This window comes from Mycobacterium sp. 141 (assembly GCF_000382405.1).
GTDB lineage: Bacteria > Actinomycetota > Actinomycetes > Mycobacteriales > Mycobacteriaceae > Mycobacterium.
On sequence record NZ_KB908271.1, the window covers coordinates 33,192 to 54,980 of the forward strand.

The following is a 21,789-nucleotide window of genomic DNA, read 5'->3' on the forward strand; positions in this document are numbered from 1 at the left end:
CGGTTGGGCGGCGTCCCTGCTGCGCCAAACCGACGGAATAGCGGTCGGCTAGCGTATGTGGGCGTGAGCCAACGCGGGGAACCGAGCAATGCCGATCCGCTCGCGCCCTTGGCTGAGCTGCCTGGCGTGGCCGAGGCATGCGACGAGGCCAGGGCGGCGCTGGGACGGGCGCACCGGCATCGATTCAACCTGCGGGGCTGGCCGCAGACTGCCGGTGAAGCCGCGATGCGGGCGGCTCGGGCCTCGGCCGTACTCGACGGTGGATCCATCCAGTTGGCGGCCGACGGTCAACCCGATCCGGTGACCGCCGGCGCGATCCGGGTGGCTGAGGCGCTGGAGGGCGGGGCGACGACGCTGGTCGGGGTGTGGCAACGCGCGCCGTTGCAGGCACTGGCCCGCCTGCATGCGCTGGCCGCCGCGGATCTCACAGACGAAGAACACCTCGGCCGGCCGCGGGCGGACTCCGCCGTCGCGCACCGGTTGGAGCTGCTCGCCGAAATCCTGACCGGTGGCTCGCGGGTGCCCGCGCCCATTCTCGCGGCCGTCGCCCACGGCGAACTGTTGACCTTAGAGCCGTTCGGCACCGCCGACGGAGTGGTGGCCCGCGGATTGTCACGACTGGTGACGATCGCCAGCGGCTTGGACCCGCACGGCCTCGGCGTGCCCGAGGTGCACTGGATGAAGAAGTCGGGCGATTACCGCGCTGCCGCACGGGGATTCGCGTCGGGAACTCCCGACGGGCTGACCGCATGGCTGCTGCTGAGTTCTGAAGCTCTACACGCCGGCGCGCGGGAGGCGTTGCAGATCGCCCAGTCTGCCGCGGGTTGAGGGCTTCTCAACAATCCCTCCGGCAATGTAAAGCGGGCGGCGTTCCGAACTGTGTTCGGCGCGCCGCCCGCTAGCACGGATTCCGGTTACCAAGCGTGCAATATAGGTCGCGTGGGTGGCCTCGGCGTTCTTGCGATGCGCTGCGAATGCAACCTCACCCAAGAGGCCGTCGTATTCGTCCGCTTCTCGCAATCACGCAGGCCCGCAACACTTTTGCCTATTCCGCGGCGTGTGCTCCGCGTGGGTGCCGGGACCCGTGCTAGGGAGCCTGGTTCAGGAGATTTAGCCTTCTCTTCTGGCTATACCTTGGCTTCTCCAAGCTTCCGTGGTTCCTTTGTACTACGTGACCACAGTCACAGCAAGGCCCAAATTGAGCGAGTTTCCTGATCGTTACGACGAGACGTCGGTTATCACCTGCGCTAGCTCAAAAAGCGAAGCGCCGCAACAGTGAATACGTCAGCGCGCCGGCCGCCAGCGCACTCATTCCGACCGCCGCGGTGGTGGCCACTGCGGCGGTCGACGGGGCGGGAATTCGGTCGCGTAGCGACACCGGCTTGGTGAACGTCAGCACCGGCCAACCACGTCCGGCGGCCTCCTTGCGCAAGGCTCGGTCAGGGTTGACCGCGGTGGGGTGGCCGACAGACTCGAGCATCGGGATGTCGGTCACCGAGTCGGAGTACGCGTAGCAGTGGTCGAGCGCATAGTCCTCGCGCGCCGCGAGGGCTCGGATCGCCTCGACCTTGCCCTCGCCGTAGCAGTAGAACGCGATCTCGCCGGTGTAGCGACCATCCTCGACGACCATCCGGGTGGCCATCGCGTGGGTGGCGCCCAGTGCTCGCGCGATCGGCGCGACGATCTCCTCGCCGGAGGCCGACACCACGACGACGTCGCGCCCGCAGAGCTTGTGGTCGGCGATCAGCTCGGCGGCTTCGGCGAAAACCAACGGGTCGACGATGTCGTGCAGCGTCTCCCCGACGATCGACTTGACCTGTTCGACGTCCCAGCCCGTGCACATGTTGGTGACGTACGAGCGCATGCGGTCCATCTGGTCGTGGTCGGCACCCGACATCAGAAAGAGGAATTGGGCGTAGGTCGATTTGAGGACGGCACGACGGTTCAACAGGCCCTGATCGAAGAAAGGTTTGCTGAAAGCGAGCGTGCTGGACTTGGCGATCACCGTCTTGTCGAGGTCGAAGAAGGCCGCTGTGCGCACCGGGCGACCGTCGGTCGACCCGGCTTGCGATGCGATCGACTCCCCAACAGTCGGATCGGGTGCACTCACACGCGCCAGCATAGAGCCGGTGTCCGAAACCCTCCGGCCAAGCCGACAAACCTGCCGTTCACGACACCTGTCGAGCCGAACCCTCGCATAGGCTGAGAGTTGTTAACTCGCGGCCGGATCTCTTGCGCGTTTTGGCAGTTCCGTGTGTATAGTGAGCATTACTCGGCTTATGCCGAGGTGTATCAGCCCGACCCCCCGGGGCTGATACACGACGACCTCCGCCTCCTCCCCCCCTGGCGGGGGTCGTCTCTTTTTGGCGGAAGAATTCCTGCTTTTTGCGGCAGCGGGTGACTTATCCCCAATCCCTTGTTGATCCACATTTTGCGGTTCGGTGCTGGCGGCTCCACGCCGACGGCCACAGGGTTGAGCCATGGCCAATTCTCCGAACGCGGTGCTCGCGCTGATCGGCGATCCGGTGCTGCGCGACGATGCCGCTCGAGTTGCCGCGGCTGCAGGGGTTTCGCTCGTTCACGTCGCCGAACCGTCCAGTCGCAAGGCGTGGATGGCGGCTGCGGCCGTGGTGCTGGATGTCGGCGCCGCGGCGCGCTGTGCGCAGCGGACCCTGCCGCGGCGCGACCGGGTGACGCTGGTCAGCCCCGGCCAACCGCAGCCAGCAGACTGGCAGGCGGCGATCTCGGTTGGTGCGCAACAAGTGCTGACACTGCCGGCACAGGATGCCGAATTGGTGGCCGTGCTGTCGGCCGCTGCGGTGGCCGATGACGGCAACCGTGGGCCGGTGGTGGCCGTCATCGGAGCCCGTGGCGGTGCGGGTGCCTCGGTCTTCGCCGCGGCACTGGCGCAGACGGTCGCAGACTCTGGCCGCGCATTGCTGGTCGACGCCGATCCGTGGAGTGGGGGCATCGATCTGGTGATGGGCACCGAAGACGTACCGGGGCTGCGGTGGCCGGACCTGGCCCTGCAGAGCGGCCGGCTGAGTTTCCCGGCGCTGTGTGACGCCCTGCCGCACCGGAATCGTGTCAGCGTATTGTCAAGTGGCCGAACGGGTGTCGACGTCAAATCCGGTCCGCTCGCGGCGGTGATCGACGCCGGCTGCCGCGGTGGTGCGACCGTGGTGTGCGACGTACCGCGACGCTGCACGGCCGCGGTGGAGACCGCGCTGGACGCAGCCGATCTTGTCGTGCTCGTGACGCCTGCCGATGTGCGGTCCTGTGCCGCGGCAGCCGCGGCGCGTCCATGGCTGCTGGCGTGCAATCCGAATGCTGGTGTGGTGGTGCGTGGTCCGGCGCCGGGTGGGTTGCGATCGGCGGAGGTGGCTCGCATCGTGGGGCTGCCGTTGTTGGCCGCCATGCGACCGCAACCCGGCATCACCGAGCTCCTCGAACGGGGCGGCCTGCGGATGCGCCGGCGTGCGCCGTTGACCTCAGCGTCCCGTCGGGTGTTGACCGTGCTGGCTTCGCATCCGGCGGGCGCGGTGGCATGACCGCATCGCTGATCGAACGGGTACGTGAGCGGTTGGCGACCGAGGCCGCACCGCTGACTCCCGGTGTGGTGGCCGCGGCAATCCGGGCCGAATCCGGTGGTCTGCTCGGTGATACCGAGGTGTTGAGCAGCCTGCGGGTGCTACAGACCGAACTGGCCGGTGCGGGCGTGCTCGAACCACTACTGGCGGCCGACGGCACCACCGATGTGCTCGTGACCGCCCCGGACGCGGTGTGGGTAGATGATGGTAACGGATTGCGCCGCAGCGTGATCCGATTCGCCGACGAGGCCGCGGTACGTAGGCTGGCACAACGGTTGGCTCTGTTGGCCGGGCGCCGCCTCGACGAGGCGCAGCCGTGGGTCGACGGTCAGCTCAGCGGTCCGGGCGGAATCACGGTGCGGTTACATGCGGTACTACCGCCGGTGTCGGCCGGCGGCACCTGCCTGTCCCTGCGAGTATTGCGGCCGGCCACTCAAGATCTCGACGCGCTCACCGCGTCCGGCGCGATCGCGGCAGACGGTGCAGAGTTGTTGCGCGGGATCGTCGGTGCCCGCTTGGCCTTTCTCATCTCGGGCGGAACCGGTTGCGGGAAAACGACATTGCTTTCGGCCCTGCTCGGTGCGGTGGCCACTGAGGAAAGGATCGTCTGTGTCGAGGACGCCGCCGAACTCGCGCCATCGCACCCCCACCTCGTGAAGCTTGTGGCCCGCGGTGCCAATGTCGAAGGGGTCGGTGAGATCACGGTGCGCGATCTGGTGCGGCAGGCGCTGCGGATGCGGCCGGACCGGATCGTTGTCGGCGAGGTGCGCGGCGCCGAGGTCGTCGATCTGCTCGGTGCCCTCAACACCGGCCACGACGGTGGTGCGGGCACCGTGCACGCAAACAATCCCGCCGAGGTGCCCGCCCGGATGGAGGCGCTCGGCGCGCTCGGCGGCCTGGGGCCGGCCGCGCTGCGCAGCCAGCTGGCCGCCGCGGTGCAAGTCCTGCTCCACGTCGGGCGGGATCGTGGCGGGCGGCGTCGGCTGCGCGAGATCGCGGTGCTGCAACGTCGCGTCGATGGCACTTTCGATGTGCTCACCGCATGGCATGCCGACACCGGATTCGGTACCGGTGCACACCTTTTGAACCGGATGCTCACCGAGCGGGGTGTGTCGTGACCACCGCTGCGTTGGCCCTTGCGGTGGCGTTGTTGGTGTGGCCTGCGGCGCCTCGGCGGCTGTGTGAGCTGCCACGTCCACCGCGGCGGCGGTCGTGGGCATTGGTGGTCCCGGCGCTGTTGGTGCTCGCCTGGCTGGTTCCGATCCCGGTTGCGGTGTCGGCGGGAACGATCGTCGGAACCGTGGCGCTACGGCGTCATCGACGTACGAAGCGGGACCTTCGGGTGGACGAGTCCGTTGCCCTGCAGTCAGCGCTGGAGGTGCTCGTCGGCGAGCTCCGTGTCGGAGTGCATCCGGTGGGTGCATTCACTGTTGCGGCAGAAGAGGTTTCAGGTCGGGTGGCCGATGGTATGCGCGCCGTCGCGGCGCGGGCCCGGCTGGGTGCCGACGTCGCGGCCGGGCTCGATGATGTCGCCGCGGGGTCGTCGCTGCCGACGCACTGGCAACGGCTCGCGGCGTGTTGGCGGCTTGCCGAAACACACGGTCTGGCCGTCGCCACGCTGATGCAGACCGCCGGTCAGGACATCGTCGAACGGGAGCGCTTTGCGGCGCGCGTCACCGCGGCGTTGGCCGGTGCACGTACCACCGCGGCCATGCTGGCCGGGCTGCCGGTGATCGGTATCGCGCTCGGGCAGTTGATCGGAGCGCAGCCCATTGCATTCCTGCTGGCCCCCGGAGTGGGCGGATGGCTGCTTGTCGGCGGTGTGCTGCTGGCATGCGCCGGCTTGTCGTGGTCAGATCGGATCGTGGCTGGAGTGCTTAAATGACTTGGGCGGCAGTATTTCTGGCGGTTGCCCTGCTGGTGTCGACGGATCGTTCCGCGCAGCGGCTAAGGACTCAACCGGCGGGTGCCGCGCCGCAAACGTCGCAGCGCCCACCTGCTGACGATCCGTTGGCCGCGGCATCGACGTTCGAGTTGTTCGCTGCCTGTCTGGCTGCGGGAATGGCCGTATCGGGCGCGGCCGCGGCCGTCGCGCCGTCGGCGCCAGCGCCCTTGGCGGGGTTGCTCACCCGATCCGCCGATCTGCTCGCGTTGGGGGCCGACCCGGCGACGGCCTGGCCGAATGACGCTGGGCTGCACGATCGCAACGCCGAAGCCCTGCTGCGGCTCGCCCGTAGGTCGGCCTCCTCGGGGGCGGCGTTGGCCCGTGGGGTCGCCGAGTTGGCCGACCAGTCGCGGCATGAAGCCGCTGCGGCCGCCGAGGCTGCGGCCGAACGGGCCGGCGTGCTGATCGCCGGGCCGCTGGGGCTGTGCTATCTGCCGGCCTTTGTGTGCCTGGGGATCATTCCCGTGGTGGTGGGTCTTGCAGGAGACGTTCTGAATTCGGGTTTGTGGTGACATCGGTACATAACGGGAGGAAAGATCATGGCGGGAAACGTGATTGCGCGCATCCGGATGCAGCTGACCTTGTTGGCGGTAGACGAGTCCGGCATGTCGACAGTCGAATATGCCATCGGGACCGTAGCCGCGGCGGCGTTCGGCGCGATCCTGTACACGGTGGTCACCGGGGATTCGATCGTGACGGCGCTGACCAACATCATCAGCCGCGCGCTCAGTACCAAGGTCTAGGTGATCGCGGTGCCGTCACCGTCGAGGCGGCTTTTGCGACGGCCGCGCTCGTGGTGGTCCTTTCCCTGTGTCTGGCCGGGCTCAGCGCCGTGTCGATGCAGGTGCGTTGTGTCGACGCGGCGCGGGAGGCCGCCCGGCTTGCGGCCCGTGGCGATGACCGGTCGGCCGGCGAGGTGGCGCAGCGAATTGCACCGCGACAAGCAGTGGTGCAGCTGCGCCGCGAGGGAGCTCTGGTGGTGGCCCGGGTCAGCGTGTCAGCCACACTGCCGGGGCTCACCGTTTCGGCCGAGGCCGCCGCGGCGACCGAGCCCGGGGTGCGGTGAGGCTGGTTCGGCCAGTGTGCTGGCCGCCGCGATGATCGGTGTGCTCGTCACGTTCGCGGTCGCCGGTGCATGTCTCGGTGCGGCGGTGACCGCACGGCACCGGGCCCAGGCCGCAGCGGATCTCGGCGCGCTCGCCGCGGCGGGGGCGCTGGCCGCCGGTCCGCAGGCGGCGTGTGCAAAGGCGGACACGGTCGCGTCGGCGATGCGCACCACGGTGGCGCGGTGCCGCGTCGATGACCTCGATGTGGTGCTCACGGTGCACGCAGAGGTCCGGCTCGGCCGCTGGGGCATCGGCCCGGCGAGCGCAGCTGCCCGTGCGGGCCCCGCAGCCGATGGATCGCTGCCGCTACCGTGAGGCGTGTGCTGAGGGTATGCGGACTCCGCAAGGTTTTCGGGGCGGGTGCTGCTGGGACGGTGGCGCTCGACGAAATCGAGTTGGCGGTGCCGACCGGCGCTTTCGCGAGCGTGCTCGGGCCGTCGGGCTCGGGCAAGACCACGCTGCTGCGATGTATCGCCGGTTTCGAGCGGCCCGACGCGGGCACGATCACGCTGGCAGGCCGCGAGCTGGTCACGTCGACCATCCACCTGCGGCCGTACGCCAGGGCCGTGGGGATCGTCCCGCAGGAAGGGGCGCTGTTCCCGCATCTGTCCGTAGCCGACAACATCGCCTTCGGCCTGAACGGACTGTCCCGGTGGGCACGTCGAGCCCGCGTTGAGCAGCTGCTTGAGATGGTCGGGCTGCCCGCGTTGGGGGAGCGCCGGCCCGATCAACTTTCCGGTGGCCAACAACAGCGGGTCGCGCTGGCACGGGCACTGGCACCTGAACCGGAGTTGGTGCTCCTCGACGAGCCGTTCTCGGCGCTCGATGCACAGTTGCGGGTCGAGCTCCGTGAGGAGGTCCGCGACCTGCTTCGCGCGACCGGGGCGACGACATTGCTTGTGACGCACGATCAGGCCGAGGCCCTGTCCCTGTCGGACCACCTGGTCGTGATGCGGGATGGCCGCGTGGTCGCCGCAGGAGAACCCCGCACGGTCTACGACCATCCGGTGGACACGGAACTCGGCGGTTTCCTGGGGGAGGCGGTCGTGGTTCCCGGCCGGATCAACCGCGATGCAGACGGCGTCCATGCGACGTGCGCACTCGGCCGGCTGCCGGTCTCCTCCTGGGGAGGCGACGACGATGTGTGCGATGTGCTGGTGCGTCCCGAGCAGATCGGACTGCGGGCGCGTACCGGTGCCGGCGCGTCCACTGCGGTGATCGGCACCGTCCGTTCGACGTTGTACTTCGGTCACGACGCGTTGCTGCGCGTCACTGTGCCCGGGGTTTCGCAACCGGTGCCCGTGCGGGTGCCGGGACGGCAGAGCTACCGCGTCGGTGACACGGCCGAACTCGACGTCACGGGCCCGGTGAGTGCGTATCCTCCGGCGGCATACTGAGGTTCGCCTACCCTAAACCTGTTAGGTTGGGGTCGTTCGGTGTTTGCCGAGCGTTCGACGATCTTCGCCGCAGAAGGGATCGCGCTGCCATGACCTTCCGACGCCTCCCACGCGCGGGTGCCGTGCTGGCCTCGTTCGTGCTGACCGTGACCCTCGCCGCCTGTGGTGGCGGGTCGTCCGGCGGATCGCAGAATCCGGGTGATGTCACCCTGACGGTCTACAGCGATCAGCACGCTGACCTCGTGAAGGGATTGACCGAGGAATACACCAAGCAGACCGGCGTCAAGTTCAACGTTCAGAACGATGCTTCCTTCGGCCAGATCCAGGCCGAGGGCGCTGCCACCAAAGCAGACGTGTTCCTCTCCGAGGATCCGGCGCCTGTGGCCGAACTCGGCGCGGCCGGACTCCTGAACCCCGTCGAACCCGCGACTCTCGGTCAAGTGCGACCCGGCCTGAGTTCGGGCAAGGGACTGTGGGTCGCCTACGCAGCACGCGCCCGGGTGCTCTACTACAACCCCCGCGAGATCAGCGTCGATCAGCTGCCCAAGACGCTGAACGACATCATTGCGCCGCAGTACAAGGGGAAGTTCGCCTGGGCCCCGTCGGGGGCGTTCGTGGCGACCACCCAGTACCTCATCTCCACCAATGGTGAACCCGCCACGCGGACCTTCCTCGAAGGCATCAAGGCCAACGGCGTCAACGAGCACAAGAACGGCAACGTCCGTGACACCGTCGAGGCCGGTAAACACGCCATGGGACTGTCGAATCACTACTACTGGTGGGTCCTGGCGAACGAGAAGGGCGGCCCGGACAAGCTGACCTCGAAGATCTACCACTTCCCCGAGGTGGATCCGGGCAACCTCATCCTGTCTTCCGGTGCGGGCGTGCTGAAGTCGAGCAAGAACGCCGAGGCGGCCCAGAAATTCCTGGCCTGGTTGACCTCGAAGGACGGGGGACAGCACCTCATCGCCACCGCGCCTGCAGACGTATCCGAGGCCCAATACCCAGTAGCGCCAGGCGTTTCCAGTTCTATCGCCGGTGATCTCAGTGAGATTCAGTCACCGCCTTTCGATATGGACCAGCTGGCGAACTCGTCGCAGGCCGAGGACCTGCTTAAGCAACTCGGTATGTCCAGCGGATGATTTCCGGTCGGTATCGGGCCCGTCCGACGGCGGCTGCGCTGTGCGCGGCCGCCGTCGGTGTCATCTCGCTCGTACCCGTCGGCTATCTGTTTCTCACCGGAATCTCGTTGGCGGACATCGCCGAACAATTCCGTTATCCGGCGACGGCCGCTGCGCTGTGGCAGACGATCGGCCTGACGCTGTTGATCTGCGCGTTGACCGCCGTGCTCGGGGTCGTGTGTGCGTTGCTCGTGGTTCGCACGACCCTGCCGTATCCCCGGTTCTTCACCGTGGTGTTCGCGATGCCGCTGGCAGTGCCGGGATTCGTCGCCGCCTATGCCGCGTATTCCACCGAACTCACCTACGCCCCGAGGTTGGGGTTCGTGACCAGCCTCGGCGGTGCGGCCCTGGTGATCGCCCTGACGTTGTATCCGTATGTGTTCCTGCCCGCCGTCATTGCGTTGCGCAACATCGACCCGGCGTTGGAAGAGGTTGTCGCAAGCCTGCGGCGGCGTCGAAGCGCCGTACTGGTCGGGGTCATCCTGCCGGGGCTGCGCCCGGCGCTCGCCGTGGGTCTGTTGATCGTCGCCCTACACGTGCTGGCCGAGTACGGCGCCATGGTCCAGCTCGGCCGCAGCACCCTGACCACCAAGATCATGGCCGAGATGATCGACTATGCCGACTATCGGTCGGCACGCTCGCTGTCGCTGGTCCTGATGGCATTGGCAGCGGCCGTGCTGCTGTTCACTCAGGTCCTCAACGGGCGCAACCGGAGTGGTGACGTCGCGCGCGGGGTCGCGCGACCCCCGCAGCGCATTTCCCTCGGATGGTTACGCGTGCCCGCAGTGCTGTTCGGTCTTGCTGTGCTGTTGGCCGCGGTGGCGCCCACGGTGTACATGACGCTGCGCGGCCTGACGGTTTCCGGCCGGACGGTCGGCGTGGACTGGGGAGTGGTCGGCACCGCGGTGGGTACCACGCTGGGCTACGCCGTCGCCGCCGCATTGGTGGCGACCGTGATCGCTCTTCCGGTCAGCTGGTCGGTGGTGCGCAGGCCCGGCCTGGCTGCCACGTTGAGCGAGCGCGCGGTCTGGCTCGCGCATGCCATCCCGAGTGCCATCCTGGCGTTGGCACTGGTGTACCTGACCATCCGGCTCGTTCCGGCCGTCTACAAAACTCCGGTGGTGCTGATCGCCGCATACGTGGTGCTGTTCGTGCCGCTGGCCGTCGCCAATCAGCGCGTCGGACTCGACGCCGCGCGCCGCACCTACGACGACGTTGCGGCGTCCCTCGGTGCCACCCCCGGCCGGGCGTTCGTGCGTGTCACGCTGCCACTGGCCATGCCCGGGTTCAGCGCGGGGGCACTCTTGGTCGCGTTGGACGCCAGCAAGGAACTCACCACGACGCTGATCCTGATCCCGTTCAATGCCCACACCCTCTCGACTGAGCTGTGGGCCACCACAAACGGCGAATCACTGGACTTCAGCGCTGCCGCCCCGTACGCGGGCATGTTGGTACTGCTCGGTATCCCACCGGTCTACTTTCTCGTCCGGAACACGTTGCGCCACACCAATACGACGCCGAACACGCACATCCTCGAAACTCGGTTGCTCGAAACCGCTTCTTAGCCAATCTCGTCCAGGTCGGCGGCGGCGAGCTCGGATTCGGTCGGTAGTCGCAGTGCCACGAGGCCGGCGAAGGTGCCCGGTTCGAGCTCGATTCGGTTGATGGTCAAGTGGATCGGAATCCAGCCGCCATCGGGCCTGCGCATCCGCAGCACCGCGGAGGCCATGCCGCCGACGAATTCGGTTGCCATCGTGGCCATGTGGCGGGCATCGGCGGGGTGTACCAGCGAGGTCCCGCCGTCGGGGCTGCGCCAATCGATGAAAGGTGTCGGTTCATCGAGCCACTTCAACAACTTCCAGTTCTTGAGGTCGATCAGGGCCCTGTGCACGCCGGGACGGGCGAGCCCGGCGAGGATGCGTTGCGCCAGGTGATCGGCGGCGACCACCTGGCCGTCACGTTCACTGCGCCAGTTCATCGCGCGGCAGATCAAGTGCTCTGTGCCGTCGTCCTCGGATTCGTACGCCACGCGAGCCACAAACCCGACGGCGCTCGGCTCGCCCCGGAAATCGGTGACATCCCACGTGGTGCAGAGAGTGTTGCCGGGCTCCGGTTTTATTGTCATCGACAACACTTTCGTCTCGCTGGCGTTGAGATCCCTGGTGGGCAGGTCGTCGGCAAACGCCCGGCCGTGGGTCGCCTCGGTATCGGGATTCATCCCGCCGTTGCGGATGGATTCCGCGGTATCGGTGGCGACGCCAGTCGTCAGGTCCCATTTCAGCGGGCCGGGGATGGGTCGTTCAGGTGGCTCGACATCGACTGGACCGACCCAGACGTGCACGCCGTGAATCCGTCCGTCGGACATCCGCACCACCTCGGTGCGGATCACGCGATCGTTCTTCGAGGTCATGGTGCTGAGGCCTTGACCTGTACGCACGGTCTCCCCGATCGCGCTCTGGATCGCTGTCAGGTTGGGGTTGCGGCGCAGGAACACACTGATCGGAACGAGGTTCTTCGTCTGAGAACCTCTGGCGACCACGGCGGGTTCGCTGCCCAGTGTCTCCACGAGCAGCCAGTCGTGGGTCATGGCGGGCATTTTACCGATGGGTGGTTTCCGCATCGCTGTCGCCACAGCAACGATGAAATCTGTTGCGATCAGCCCGAGGCGCCGTCATATATGACCTGTGAACAGGCAGTCAGGTTGCAAACATGAGTGGATTCAAGTAGTTTGCCACTGCACCCGAGCCCGGGATTGAGAACGGATCGTGTTGTCCGACCGTTCGTTGCAAAGTCTGTGTGTTTCGGCGTGCCCGCCCGGGTAACGAGTTGTCGATCCGTGCAGTCGACTGTCGAGGGGTCGGTCGTCGTCGCGGTTCGGGAGCACGTTCAGGCACTACTCAGCGCGCCGAGCACCAGGCGAAGTACCCGCACCGCGCCCGCTTTGTCGAGTGGATCGTTACCGTTGCCGCACTTCGGTGATTGGACGCACGACGGACAACCGTGCGGGCACTCACATGCCTCGATCGCCGCGGCCGTCGCGCCCCACCAGGCGCTCAACTGGCGGAAGCCGCGGTCGGCGAATCCCGCCCCGCCCGGGTAGCCGTCGTAGACGAAGATCGCGGGCAGTCCGGCGACACCGGCCGGACCGACCGGCGTTGACACTCCACCGATATCGCCGCGGTCGCAACTGGCCACCAGCGGTAGTAGGCCGATCGCGGCATGTTCGGCGGCATGAAGTGCCCCCGGCGTCGTCAACGCATCAATACCGTTGTGTTCCAATGCATCCGGTGTGATCGTGCACATCACTGCCATGGTTTCCAAGGTGCTGATAGGCATGTCGAGTTCGACGAAATCGATCACCTCGCCGTCGAGCCCCCGACGCAGATAGCCAACCACGCTGTTGCTCACCGATACCGGCACGAGCCCCACCGTCACCGGCCCGTATGTGCTGCGTTCGCCCGGGCCGGTGAGGGCAATGTCGGTGATCTCCCGGGCGTAGGTACGGTAATCGGGGTCGGCGGCGTGCACGAATGCGATGCCGTCTTCGAAATCCAGCGAGTCGACCAGATAGCTGTCACCCTGGTGCAGATACACCGCGCCGGGATGTATCGACGAGGCCGCCTGACCGGCTCCGGTGCTGCCCAGCATCCGGCCGGTGTCGGCTTCCAGGATGGCGATCTGCCCGCCGATGGAGCCGCGGATGTCCACCGCGGGATGCGGATCGGCGCCGGGAGTGGGGAAGTAGCTGCCCGCCCGCCGGCGCAGCAAGCCGTCGTCGACGAGCGCCGCAGCGACCGGTTCGGCGTCCCATCTGCGCACCTCGGCATCGGTCAACGGGAGTTCGACTGCGGCGCACAGCAGTTGGGGCCCGAGCACATATGGGTTGGTCGGGTCGATGACGACCCGCTCGATCGGCCTGTCCAACAGCGTGCCCGGATGGTGCACCAGGTAGGTGTCCAGCGGGTCGTCGCGCGCGATCAACACGATCAGTGCGCCCTGCCCGCGCCGCCCCGACCGGCCGGCTTGCTGCCAGAACGACGTGACCGTGCCGGGAAAGCCGGCCAGCACCACCGCGTCCAGGCCTGCGATGTCGATCCCGAGCTCGAGCGCATTGGTGGTGGCCACCCCGCGCAGCCGTCCGTCGGCCAACGCGCGTTCCAGCTCTCGCCGGTCCTCGGCGAGATAACCGGCCCGGTAGGACGCGACCCGCTCGGCCAGCTCCGGCGCGGTTTCTGCCAAACGGGCCCTGGCGCCCAGTGCGGTGAGCTCGGCGCCTCGGCGTGACCGTACGAAAGTGAGGGTGCGGGCGCCCTCCTCGACCAGATCGGCCATCACCCGGGCGGCCTCGGCGCCGGCCGAGCGCCGCACCGGCGCGCCGTTCTCGCCCACCAGATCGGGCAGCAGCGCCGGTTCCCACAGGGCGATGGTGCGCGCGCCCTGAGGAGATGCGTCGTCGGTCACGGCCGCGACGGTTTGGCCGATGAGCTCGGCGGCGGTGTCGGCTGGTGCGGAGGTGGTGGCGCTGGCGAAGATCACCGTCGGCGTGGCATCGCTGGGCGAGTACCGCTCGCACAGCCGCAGCAGCCGGCGCAGCACCATCGCCACATTCGATCCGAAAATACCGCGGTAGTAGTGGCATTCGTCGACGACCACAAACTTCAGATTGCGCAGGAACACCGCCCAGCGGGCATGGTTGCGCAACAGTGACAGGTGGATCATGTCGGGGTTGGAGAAGATCCACCGCGACCGCTCGCGGGCGAAGCGGCGCACCTCGGTGGGGCTGTCGCCGTCGTAGGACACCGGCGCGACATCCCGCAGTGCGGTGATGCTTTCGGTCAGGGTGTGGGCCGTGCGCAGTTGGTCGTGGCCGAGCGCCTTGGTCGGGGACAGGTACAGCACCCGGGCCCGTGGATCTGTGGCCAAGGTGGACAGGATCGGCAGCTGGTACGCCAGCGACTTGCCTGACGCGGTGCCGGTCGAGATGACCACATGCCGGCCGTCGTGAGCCAGTTGGGCCGCGGCGAGCTGGTGCGCCCATGGCGCGGTGATACCGCGATCACGGAGCGCCCGCACCACATCTGGATCCGCCCATGGCGGCCACTCGGCCGGGCGCCCCGGACGCGGGGGTAAGTCGGCGACGTGACGCAATGGGTGCTCGTCGGCGGGTGTGCCCTCGACCGCGCAGGCAAGGAGTTCACGGCCAAACCCCGATTGCTCCTCGCGTCCCCTACTTGACTGCTCCTCGCGTCCGCGGCCGAAATCCGCCCCCCGATCCGACACCCCGTGACCTCCTGAAACGCGCTCCGGGACGCGTCGCCCGGCGTTGTAAACGAATTGTTCACCACACAGTGCACGTCGAGACTGTCGCACCAGCGGAGAACGTGATTGACTGATCACGGTCGCAGCTTCTGTGTTTGTTACTCGCACTCGCAGGATCGTCGTTGCGATCGCGGTTCCTGCGAGGGTTGTAGGTCGGGTCAGTTCCGACGACACACGCGTTGGTATGGCGGTCGGAACGGGCCCGGTACGCCGGAAGTCGGTGGACCGCACCCGGTAAGAAGAGAAGGAAAGAACGAAAGATGCCACAGGGAACTGTGAAGTGGTTCAACGCGGAGAAGGGCTTCGGCTTCATCGCCCCCGAGGACGGCTCTGCCGACGTGTTTGTCCACTACACGGAAATCCAGGGTAGCGGCTTCCGCACCCTGGAGGAGAACCAGAAGGTTGAGTTCGAGGTCGGCCAGAGCCCCAAGGGGCCGCAGGCCACGGGTGTTCGGGCCGTCTGAGCCAACCCAAACCTGATAGGACGCCCCCGCGACAAGTCCCACACCGGACACCCGCGGGGGTGTTCTGCTTTTCAAGGTCTGCTGGCTTACTGTCGATTTGTGAGCCAGCTGTCCTTCTTCTCGGCTGAGTCGGTACCGCCTACGGTCACCGATCTCACCGGGTTGCTTGCGGGCCCGGGACAGATCGTGCTGGTGAACGTCGACGGTCAGCAGGCGGCCCGCATCTCGGTCGTGGTGGACGAGTCGTGGCGGGCCAGCGGGCTGGCCGAGATGATGCGTCAGGCCGGTCTCGCACCGGAGATCGCGCGTACGGACGAGAACACCCCGCTGGTGCGCACCGCAGTGGACCCACAGCTGCTGCCGATCGCCCAAGAGTGGACCAGAGGCGCGGTCAAGACGGTTCCGGTGACCTGGCTGCCCGGCGCGCGTGAGCTGCGCGCATGGGTGCTCGCGGCAGGGATGCCCGAAGCCGACGACCGCTATCTGCTGGGCCTGGATCCACATGCGCCCGATACCCATGCGCCGCTGGCAGCGGCCATGATGCGGGTGGGCATCGCCCCCACGCTGATCGGGACCCGGGGCTCGCACCCGGCGTTGCGGATCAGCGGGCGGCGAAGACTATCGCGCCTGGTAGAGAACGTCGGGGAACCGCCGCAGGAGGCTGGTGCGTTAGCGCACTGGCCGCGTATTTAATGGTTGTCCACAGGGCAGTCAGTTTGCGTAGGCTCGCGCAGAATGCGAAATTGTCAGTTGGCCTGCACGTCGGGGCCGTTGACAGAAGTGGAGCGTAGGCACAGTTGGCTGGCGATGACCCTAAGAGGGCCAGTAGCGGTAGAACCGGAAAGATCCGGCGACTCGTCATTGTCGAGTCGCCGACAAAAGCACGCAAAATAGCCGGTTACCTGGGCTCCAACTATGTTGTTGAGTCCTCGCGCGGCCATATTCGGGACCTGCCGCGCAACGCCGCAGACGTTCCGGCGAAGTACAAATCCGAGCCGTGGGCCCGCCTCGGGGTCAATGTCGACGACAACTTCGAGCCGCTCTACATCGTCAGCCCGGACAAGAAGACCACGGTCGCCGAGCTCAAAGGCCTGCTCAAGGACGTCGACGAGCTCTATCTGGCGACGGACGGTGACCGCGAGGGCGAGGCGATCGCCTGGCACCTGCTGGAGACGCTGAAGCCGCGCGTCCCGGTCCGCCGGATGGTGTTCCACGAGATCACCGAGCCCGCCATCCGCGCCGCCGCCGAGAACCCGCGCGACCTGGACATCTCCCTGGTCGACGCGCAGGAAACCCGCCGCATCCTCGACCGGCTGTACGGCTACGAGGTCAGCCCGGTGCTGTGGAAGAAGGTCGCGCCGAAGCTCTCGGCGGGCCGCGTGCAGTCCGTGGCGACCCGCATCATCGTCAACCGCGAGCGTGAGCGCATGGCGTTCCGCAGCGCCGGCTACTGGGATGTCACGGCCGAGCTGGACGCGAGCGTTTCGGATCCCGAGGCGGCACCTCCCCGGTTCGCCGCCAAGCTCAACACCGTCGACGGCCGCCGCGTGGCCACCGGCCGGGATTTCGACTCGCTCGGCCAGGTCCGCAAGCCCGACGAGGTGCTCGTCCTCGACGAGGCCGCCGCGTCTGCTCTGGCGGTCGCCCTGCGTGGTGCTCAGCTCGCGGTCAGCTCGGTCGAGCAGAAGCCGTACACCCGGCGCCCGTACGCCCCGTTCATGACCTCGACGCTGCAGCAGGAGGCCGGGCGCAAGCTGCGGTTCTCCTCGGAGCGCTGCATGAGCATCGCGCAGCGGCTGTACGAGAACGGCTACATCACCTATATGCGTACCGACTCGACGACGCTGTCGGAATCAGCCATCAATGCTGCGCGCAACCAGGCCCGGCAGCTCTACGGCGACGAATACGTGCACCCGACGCCGCGGCAGTACACCCGCAAGGTCAAGAACGCGCAGGAGGCCCACGAGGCCATCCGGCCGGCCGGTGATGTGTTCGCCACACCCGGCCAGCTGCACGCGCAGCTCGATGCCGACGAATTCCGGCTCTATGAGCTGATCTGGCAGCGGACCGTCGCGTCGCAGATGGCCGACGCCCGCGGCACGACGCTGTCGCTGCGGATCGCAGGGACAGCCCGCACCGCCGTCGAAGAGCAGGTGGTGTTCAACGCCAGCGGCCGCACCATCACCTTCCCGGGCTTCCTCAAGGCCTACGTGGAGAGCATCGACGAGCTCGCCGGCGGCGAGTCCGACGACGCCGAGAGCCGCTTGCCCAACCTGACCCAGGGCCAGCGCGTCGACGCCGCCGATCTGAGCGCCGACGGCCACACCACGTCACCGCCGGCGCGCTTCACCGAAGCCTCGCTGATCAAGGTGCTCGAAGAGCTCGGCATCGGTCGGCCGTCGACATACAGCTCGATCATCAAGACCATCCAGGACCGCGGCTACGTGCAGAAGAAGGGCAGTGCCCTGGTGCCGTCGTGGGTGGCGTTCGCCGTCGTCGGCCTGCTCGAGCAGCACTTCGGCCGGCTGGTGGACTACGACTTCACCGCGGCCATGGAGGACGAGCTCGACGAGATCGCCAACGGCCAGGAGCGACGTACCAACTGGCTCAACAACTTCTACTTCGGCGGCGAGCACGGTGTCGAGGGCTCGGTGGCTCGCGCCGGTGGGCTCAAGAAGCTGGTAGGCGTCAACCTCGAGGGCATCGACGCTCGGGAAGTCAACTCCATCAAGCTCTTTGACGATTCCGAAGGTCGAGCCATCAATGTCCGGGTGGGCCGCAACGGGGCGTACCTGGAGCGCATGGTCATCGATCCGGACAATCCCGGGGAACTCAAGCCGCAGCGCGCCAACCTCAAGGACGAGCTGACGCCCGACGAGCTGACCCTGGAATTGGCCGAAAAGCTCTTCGCCACACCGCAAGAGGGCCGCGTGCTGGGTGTCGACCCGGTGACCGGGCACGAGATCGTGGCCAAGGACGGCCGGTTCGGTCCGTACGTCACCGAGATCCTGCCCGAGCCCGAGGAACCTGACGATGGCGCCGCCGGCGCGACCGCGAAGAGAGGCAAAAAACCGACCGGACCCAAGCCGCGCACCGGGTCGCTGCTGCGGTCGATGGACCTGGAGACGGTGACCCTCGAGGACGCGCTGAAGCTTTTGTCGCTGCCGCGCGTGGTGGGTGTGGACCCGGCGAACAACGAGGAGATCACCGCACAGAACGGCCGTTACGGGCCGTACCTCAAGCGCGGCACAGATTCTCGCTCGCTGGCCAACGAGGAGCAGATGTTCACCATCACCCTCGACGAGGCGCTGAAAATCTATGCCGAGCCCAAACGTCGTGGCCGCCAGGCTGCGTCGACCCCGCCGCTGCGAGAGCTGGGTAACGACCCGGCATCCGGCAAGCCGATGGTGATCAAGGATGGCCGCTTCGGCCCGTACGTCACCGATGGCGAGACCAACGCGAGCCTGCGCAAGGGTGACGACGTCGCCTCCATCACCGACGAGCGGGCTTCCGAGCTACTGGCCGACCGCCGGGCCCGCGGGCCGGTGAAGAAGGCCGCCGCCAAGAAGGCGCCGGCTAAGAAGGTCCCCGCCAAGAAAGCGCCGGCGAAGAAGGCTGCGGCCAAGAAGGCTTGAACAAGAGCCGCGTGCTCACGCCCCGGATTCGGGAGAATTCTCCGACACGAGTTGGCGTTCGGCGTCGAGATCCGCGGCCGTCACCAGGTTCACCGGTCGAGCCAGCTGGGTGGGTACGGTGCGGCCGCGTAGTTCGACGATCTCGCCGACGTCCCAGCACAGCGCCTCGGCGTCGAGCGCACCGCTGACCGCGATGGCCGAGGCCAGCACGTGGCCCTCCTCCAGCTTGGCGAGCTCGGTCAGGCGGGCAGCCTCGTTGACCGGGTCGCCGATCACGGTGTATTCGAACCGGGCCTGAGCGCCGATGTGGCCGGCGATCGCACGGCCGGCCGAAACCCCGATCCCGAACTCGGCTCCGGTACCCAGCACGCTGAGCAGTTCATCGTGCAGTTCACGGGAGGCCGCCAGCGCGGCGCCGCATGCGTCGGGATGCTCGATCGGCGCACCGAAGATGGCCAGGGCGGCGTCGCCCTGAAACTTGTTGACGAACCCGCCGTGCCGATTGACGGTGTCGACCACGACTCGGAAGAACTCGTTGAGCAGGTTGACCACCTCGGAGGCGGGAATGGTCGATGCCAGATGCGTCGACCCCACCAGGTCGATGAACAGCACGGCCACGTCGCGTTCCTGGCCGCCCAACTCTGTGCCACGTTCGAGGGCCCGGCGGGCCACGTCCTCGCCGACGTAGCGGCCGAACAGGTCACGCAGCCGTTGCCGCTCGGCCAGATCCCGCACCATGTCGTTGAACCCGGCCTGCAGCAGGCCCAGCTCACTGGCGTCGTAGATCTGCATGTGCGCGTTGTAATTGCCGCGCTGCACCTCGCCGAGCGCCCACCGCAGTTGGCGTAGCGGGTCGGCGATCGACATGGCCACCAGCACGGTGCCGGCGAGCCCGATGACCAGTGCGGCGACGGCCAGCAACAGCAGCGGGGTGGTCAGCTGGTCGGCCGTCGTGGTCAGGATCGAGAACTTGCTGGCCACCAGGGCCAGCACGATCGAGAGCAGCGGCACCCCGGTGGACAGCACCCAGGTCAGCACCTGGCGCAAGATGACGCCGGGGGCGTGGAAGTTCTCCGGTACACCGCCGCGCAGCGCGGCGACGGCAACGGGACGCAGCACGCGTTCGGACTGCAGATAGCCGATGATGGCGGTCGCGGTGGCGCCCAGCGCGGTGGCGACCGCGACCACCGGCGCAGCCCGGCTGGCCACCGGCCAGCTGGCCGCGATAAACACGACCGAACCGAGGCACCAATTGGTGACGCTGATCAGTGTCCGGTAGAACGGCATCCGCAGCGCCCGGGCGCGGGCCAGCTCCGTGATGGCGGGGTCGCTGTCGACCAACAGGGTGTCGCTGCGCTGCCAGCGGATGACCGGCAGCAGCAGCCGTAGGCTCAGGTAGGCGCCGACGGTGAACGCGATGAAGAGGTAGCCCAGGAACACTGCCAGGTTGGCGGCGGGCAGGTCCTGCAGCTGGACGCGGTCCTCGGATGGTAGGGCGAATCGCAGAAAGCCGAGAACGAACAGCGCGCCGATGATGTCGGACTGCAGCATGCCCAGCGTGAATACCGGCCACGGGGTGCGCGCCACCCATCGGACGAATGCGGTGATTCGCCCGATCGGTTCTGGCCCGGCAGTCACCCGTTCACCGTATCGGTCCCGGAGGATGTTCAGCGCTGCTGTACACCGGTTGTGTCGGCCTGACCACTACTGTTGACGGTGATGAGCGGGGTGTTTTCGCGGCTGGTCGGCCAGCACGCGGTCGAACAGGAGCTGGTGGCGGCCGCTGCTGCAGCGCGGGGCGATGCTTATAGTGATTCAGGGCACAATGCGGTCAGCGTGGGATCTATGACACATGCCTGGCTGATCACCGGCCCGCCGGGCTCGGGTCGGTCAGTGGCGGCGTTGTGTTTTGCAGCCGCACTGCAGTGCACGTCGGACGGGATACCCGGGTGCGGCCAGTGCCGTGCGTGCACGACGACGATGGCCGGCACACACGCCGATGTGCGGCGCATCGTCCCCGAGGGGCTGTCCATCGCGGTCAAGGAGATGCGTGAGATCGTCCAGATCGCCTCACGGCGTCCTGGCACCGGGCGCTGGCAGATCGTGGTGATCGAAGATGCTGATCGGCTCACCGAGGGGGCGGCGAATGCCTTGCTCAAGGTGGTGGAGGAGCCGCCGTCGTCGACGGTGTTCCTGCTGTGCGCGCCGTCGGTGGATCCCGAGGACATCGCGATCACGCTGCGCTCACGCTGCCGGCACGTGGCGTTGACGACGCCGGGGGTGGACGCCATCGCCGACGTGCTGATCACCGGTGACGGCCTGCCCGCCGAGGATGCCCGCTGGGCGGCTTCGGTCAGCGGTGGGCACGTCGGGCGGGCCCGGCGGCTCGCCACCGACTCCGAGGCCAGGGAGCGCCGGATGCGTGCACTGAGCCTGGCCCGTGACGCCGCCACGCCGTCGCGGGCCTATGCGGCCGCCGAGGAGATGGTGGCCGTCGCCGAGGCCGAGGCGTTGGCGTTGACGGCTGGTCGCAACGAGACGGAGACCGATGAGCTGAAGACCGCGCTGGGTGCCGGCGGTACCGGCAAGGGCACCGCGGGCACGCTGCGTGGTGCCGCCGGAGCGCTCAAGGAGCTGGAGAAGCGCCAGAAATCCCGGCAGACCCGCGCGTCGCGCGACGCCCTGGACCGGGCCCTGATCGACCTTGCGACGTATTTCCGCGACGCGCTGCTGGTGTCCTCGGGAGCAACCGGTGTGACGGCCAACCACCCGGACATGGCTGAGAAGGTCGCGGCGATGGCCGCGCACGCATCACCGGACAAACTGTTGCGCTGTATCGAGGCGGTGCTGGAATGCCGTGAGGCCCTGGCTGTCAACGTCAAGCCGAAGTTCGCCGTAGATGCCATGGTCGCCACTGTCGGGCAGGCGCTGCGTGGGTGAGTTGGGTCTGGGCAGGACGCTGCCGTAGACTCATGCCGCCCGTGTGATGATGGCTCTTTGCGCAAGCGCTCATCGCGACGGGCAGCGCCACCTTAGCTCAGTCGGTAGAGCGATTCACTCGTAATGAATAGGTCAGGAGTTCGATTCTCCTAGGTGGCTCCACCTCTCCTTCGTCGCGCTCGTAACGCTACGGCGGAGATCGGCGCCGAACC

Annotated in this window: 18 protein-coding genes, 1 tRNA gene and 1 pseudogene; 16 read left to right on the forward strand and 4 right to left on the reverse strand. The window is 67.4% G+C overall.

Annotated elements, in window-relative coordinates:
• The first annotated feature begins 63 nt into the window (after positions 1 to 63).
• Entirely contained in the window at positions 64 to 828 is a 765-nt protein-coding gene (locus H276_RS0118465; RefSeq protein WP_019972768.1) for a hypothetical protein, read from the forward strand.
• A 424-nt stretch (positions 829 to 1,252) separates the two neighbouring features.
• Here the strand turns inward: H276_RS0118465 and H276_RS0118470 are convergent, their stop codons facing one another.
• The gene (locus H276_RS0118470; RefSeq protein WP_019972769.1) at positions 1,253 to 2,122 is read right to left on the reverse strand and encodes an HAD-IB family hydrolase; all 870 of its coding nucleotides are present in this window, start codon (positions 2,120 to 2,122) and stop codon (positions 1,253 to 1,255) included.
• 358 nt (positions 2,123 to 2,480) lie between these two features.
• Here H276_RS0118470 and ssd point away from each other — a divergent pair, with 358 nt between their 5' ends.
• From ssd to H276_RS0118520, 10 genes and pseudogenes are all read left to right on the forward strand, one after another.
• Positions 2,481 to 3,551 (forward strand): septum site-determining protein Ssd, encoded by a 1,071-nt coding sequence (gene ssd, locus H276_RS0118475; protein WP_019972770.1) that lies wholly within the window; start codon positions 2,481 to 2,483, stop codon positions 3,549 to 3,551.
• The gene (locus tag H276_RS0118480; protein WP_019972771.1) at positions 3,548 to 4,708 is read left to right on the forward strand and encodes a TadA family conjugal transfer-associated ATPase; all 1,161 of its coding nucleotides are present in this window, start codon (positions 3,548 to 3,550) and stop codon (positions 4,706 to 4,708) included. Before ssd ends, H276_RS0118480 begins: the two co-directional genes overlap by 4 nt.
• On the forward strand, positions 4,705 to 5,475 hold the full coding sequence (locus tag H276_RS0118485; RefSeq protein ID WP_019972772.1) for a type II secretion system F family protein: 771 nt from the start codon (positions 4,705 to 4,707) through the stop codon (positions 5,473 to 5,475). Before H276_RS0118480 ends, H276_RS0118485 begins: the two co-directional genes overlap by 4 nt.
• Positions 5,472 to 6,047, forward strand: a complete 576-nt coding sequence (locus H276_RS0118490; protein ID WP_019972773.1) for a type II secretion system F family protein — start codon at positions 5,472 to 5,474, stop codon at positions 6,045 to 6,047. The genes H276_RS0118485 and H276_RS0118490 overlap by 4 nt, the downstream gene beginning before the upstream one ends.
• Before the next feature lie 27 nt (positions 6,048 to 6,074).
• Entirely contained in the window at positions 6,075 to 6,278 is a 204-nt protein-coding gene (locus H276_RS0118495) for a DUF4244 domain-containing protein (RefSeq protein ID WP_018603563.1), read from the forward strand.
• A 50-nt stretch (positions 6,279 to 6,328) separates the two neighbouring features.
• Positions 6,329 to 6,601 (forward strand): TadE family type IV pilus minor pilin, encoded by a 273-nt coding sequence (locus H276_RS0118500; protein ID WP_019972774.1) that lies wholly within the window; start codon positions 6,329 to 6,331, stop codon positions 6,599 to 6,601.
• 10 nt (positions 6,602 to 6,611) lie between these two features.
• A pseudogene (locus H276_RS0118505) lies at positions 6,612 to 6,956 on the forward strand (Rv3654c family TadE-like protein); the annotation flags it as partial.
• 5 nt (positions 6,957 to 6,961) lie between these two features.
• Positions 6,962 to 8,038 (forward strand): ABC transporter ATP-binding protein, encoded by a 1,077-nt coding sequence (locus H276_RS0118510; RefSeq protein WP_036461338.1) that lies wholly within the window; start codon positions 6,962 to 6,964, stop codon positions 8,036 to 8,038.
• A gap of 89 nt (positions 8,039 to 8,127) precedes the next feature.
• Positions 8,128 to 9,180, forward strand: coding sequence for an extracellular solute-binding protein (locus H276_RS0118515; protein WP_019972777.1), 1,053 nt, complete (start codon positions 8,128 to 8,130; stop codon positions 9,178 to 9,180).
• Positions 9,177 to 10,784 (forward strand): iron ABC transporter permease, encoded by a 1,608-nt coding sequence (locus H276_RS0118520; RefSeq protein WP_019972778.1) that lies wholly within the window; start codon positions 9,177 to 9,179, stop codon positions 10,782 to 10,784. The genes H276_RS0118515 and H276_RS0118520 overlap by 4 nt, the downstream gene beginning before the upstream one ends.
• On the opposite strand, the gene H276_RS0118525 is transcribed toward H276_RS0118520, so the two are convergent.
• Together H276_RS0118525 and H276_RS23275 are read right to left on the reverse strand one after the other, a co-directional pair.
• Positions 10,781 to 11,806: a PAS domain-containing protein gene (locus H276_RS0118525; RefSeq protein WP_026357166.1), complete on the reverse strand. Its 1,026-nt coding sequence runs from the start codon at positions 11,804 to 11,806 to the stop codon at positions 10,781 to 10,783. The genes H276_RS0118520 and H276_RS0118525 overlap by 4 nt on opposite strands.
• A 299-nt stretch (positions 11,807 to 12,105) precedes the next feature.
• Positions 12,106 to 14,499: a DEAD/DEAH box helicase gene (locus H276_RS23275; protein ID WP_051111477.1), complete on the reverse strand. Its 2,394-nt coding sequence runs from the start codon at positions 14,497 to 14,499 to the stop codon at positions 12,106 to 12,108.
• Positions 14,500 to 14,798: 299 nt separating this feature from the next.
• Between H276_RS23275 and H276_RS0118535 the strand changes: the two genes are divergently transcribed.
• The 3 genes from H276_RS0118535 (at position 14,799) to topA (ending at position 18,637) form a co-directional block, all read left to right on the forward strand.
• Positions 14,799 to 15,002 carry a cold-shock protein gene (locus H276_RS0118535; protein ID WP_006243848.1) on the forward strand — a complete coding sequence of 68 codons (204 nt, stop codon included), beginning with the start codon at positions 14,799 to 14,801 and terminating at the stop codon, positions 15,000 to 15,002.
• A 99-nt stretch (positions 15,003 to 15,101) separates the two neighbouring features.
• Entirely contained in the window at positions 15,102 to 15,695 is a 594-nt protein-coding gene (locus H276_RS0118540) for a hypothetical protein (RefSeq protein WP_019972781.1), read from the forward strand.
• Between the two features lie 104 nt (positions 15,696 to 15,799).
• On the forward strand, positions 15,800 to 18,637 hold the full coding sequence (gene topA, locus H276_RS0118545; RefSeq protein WP_019972782.1) for a type I DNA topoisomerase: 2,838 nt from the start codon (positions 15,800 to 15,802) through the stop codon (positions 18,635 to 18,637).
• Between the two features lie 15 nt (positions 18,638 to 18,652).
• Here the strand turns inward: topA and H276_RS0118550 are convergent, their stop codons facing one another.
• The gene (locus tag H276_RS0118550; protein WP_369758517.1) at positions 18,653 to 20,308 is read right to left on the reverse strand and encodes an adenylate/guanylate cyclase domain-containing protein; all 1,656 of its coding nucleotides are present in this window, start codon (positions 20,306 to 20,308) and stop codon (positions 18,653 to 18,655) included.
• Positions 20,309 to 20,356: 48 nt separating this feature from the next.
• Between H276_RS0118550 and H276_RS0118555 the strand changes: the two genes are divergently transcribed.
• Entirely contained in the window at positions 20,357 to 21,577 is a 1,221-nt protein-coding gene (locus H276_RS0118555; RefSeq protein WP_019972784.1) for a DNA polymerase III subunit delta', read from the forward strand.
• A gap of 86 nt (positions 21,578 to 21,663) precedes the next feature.
• Positions 21,664 to 21,739 (forward strand) — tRNA-Thr (locus H276_RS0118560).
• The last annotated feature ends 50 nt before the right edge of the window (positions 21,740 to 21,789 follow it).

Coding starts and splice junctions, on each gene's coding strand:
- H276_RS0118470 (WP_019972769.1), bottom strand. CDS start 2,122: ATGCTGGCGCGTGTGAGTGCACCCGATCCGACTGTTGGGGAGTCGATC.
- ssd (WP_019972770.1), top strand. CDS start 2,481: ATGGCCAATTCTCCGAACGCGGTGCTCGCGCTGATCGGCGATCCGGTG.
- H276_RS0118480 (WP_019972771.1), top strand. CDS start 3,548: ATGACCGCATCGCTGATCGAACGGGTACGTGAGCGGTTGGCGACCGAG.
- H276_RS0118490 (WP_019972773.1), top strand. CDS start 5,472: ATGACTTGGGCGGCAGTATTTCTGGCGGTTGCCCTGCTGGTGTCGACG.
- H276_RS0118495 (WP_018603563.1), top strand. CDS start 6,075: ATGGCGGGAAACGTGATTGCGCGCATCCGGATGCAGCTGACCTTGTTG.
- H276_RS0118515 (WP_019972777.1), top strand. CDS start 8,128: ATGACCTTCCGACGCCTCCCACGCGCGGGTGCCGTGCTGGCCTCGTTC.
- H276_RS0118520 (WP_019972778.1), top strand. CDS start 9,177: ATGATTTCCGGTCGGTATCGGGCCCGTCCGACGGCGGCTGCGCTGTGC.
- H276_RS0118525 (WP_026357166.1), bottom strand. CDS start 11,806: ATGACCCACGACTGGCTGCTCGTGGAGACACTGGGCAGCGAACCCGCC.
- H276_RS0118535 (WP_006243848.1), top strand. CDS start 14,799: ATGCCACAGGGAACTGTGAAGTGGTTCAACGCGGAGAAGGGCTTCGGC.
- H276_RS0118555 (WP_019972784.1), top strand. CDS start 20,357: ATGAGCGGGGTGTTTTCGCGGCTGGTCGGCCAGCACGCGGTCGAACAG.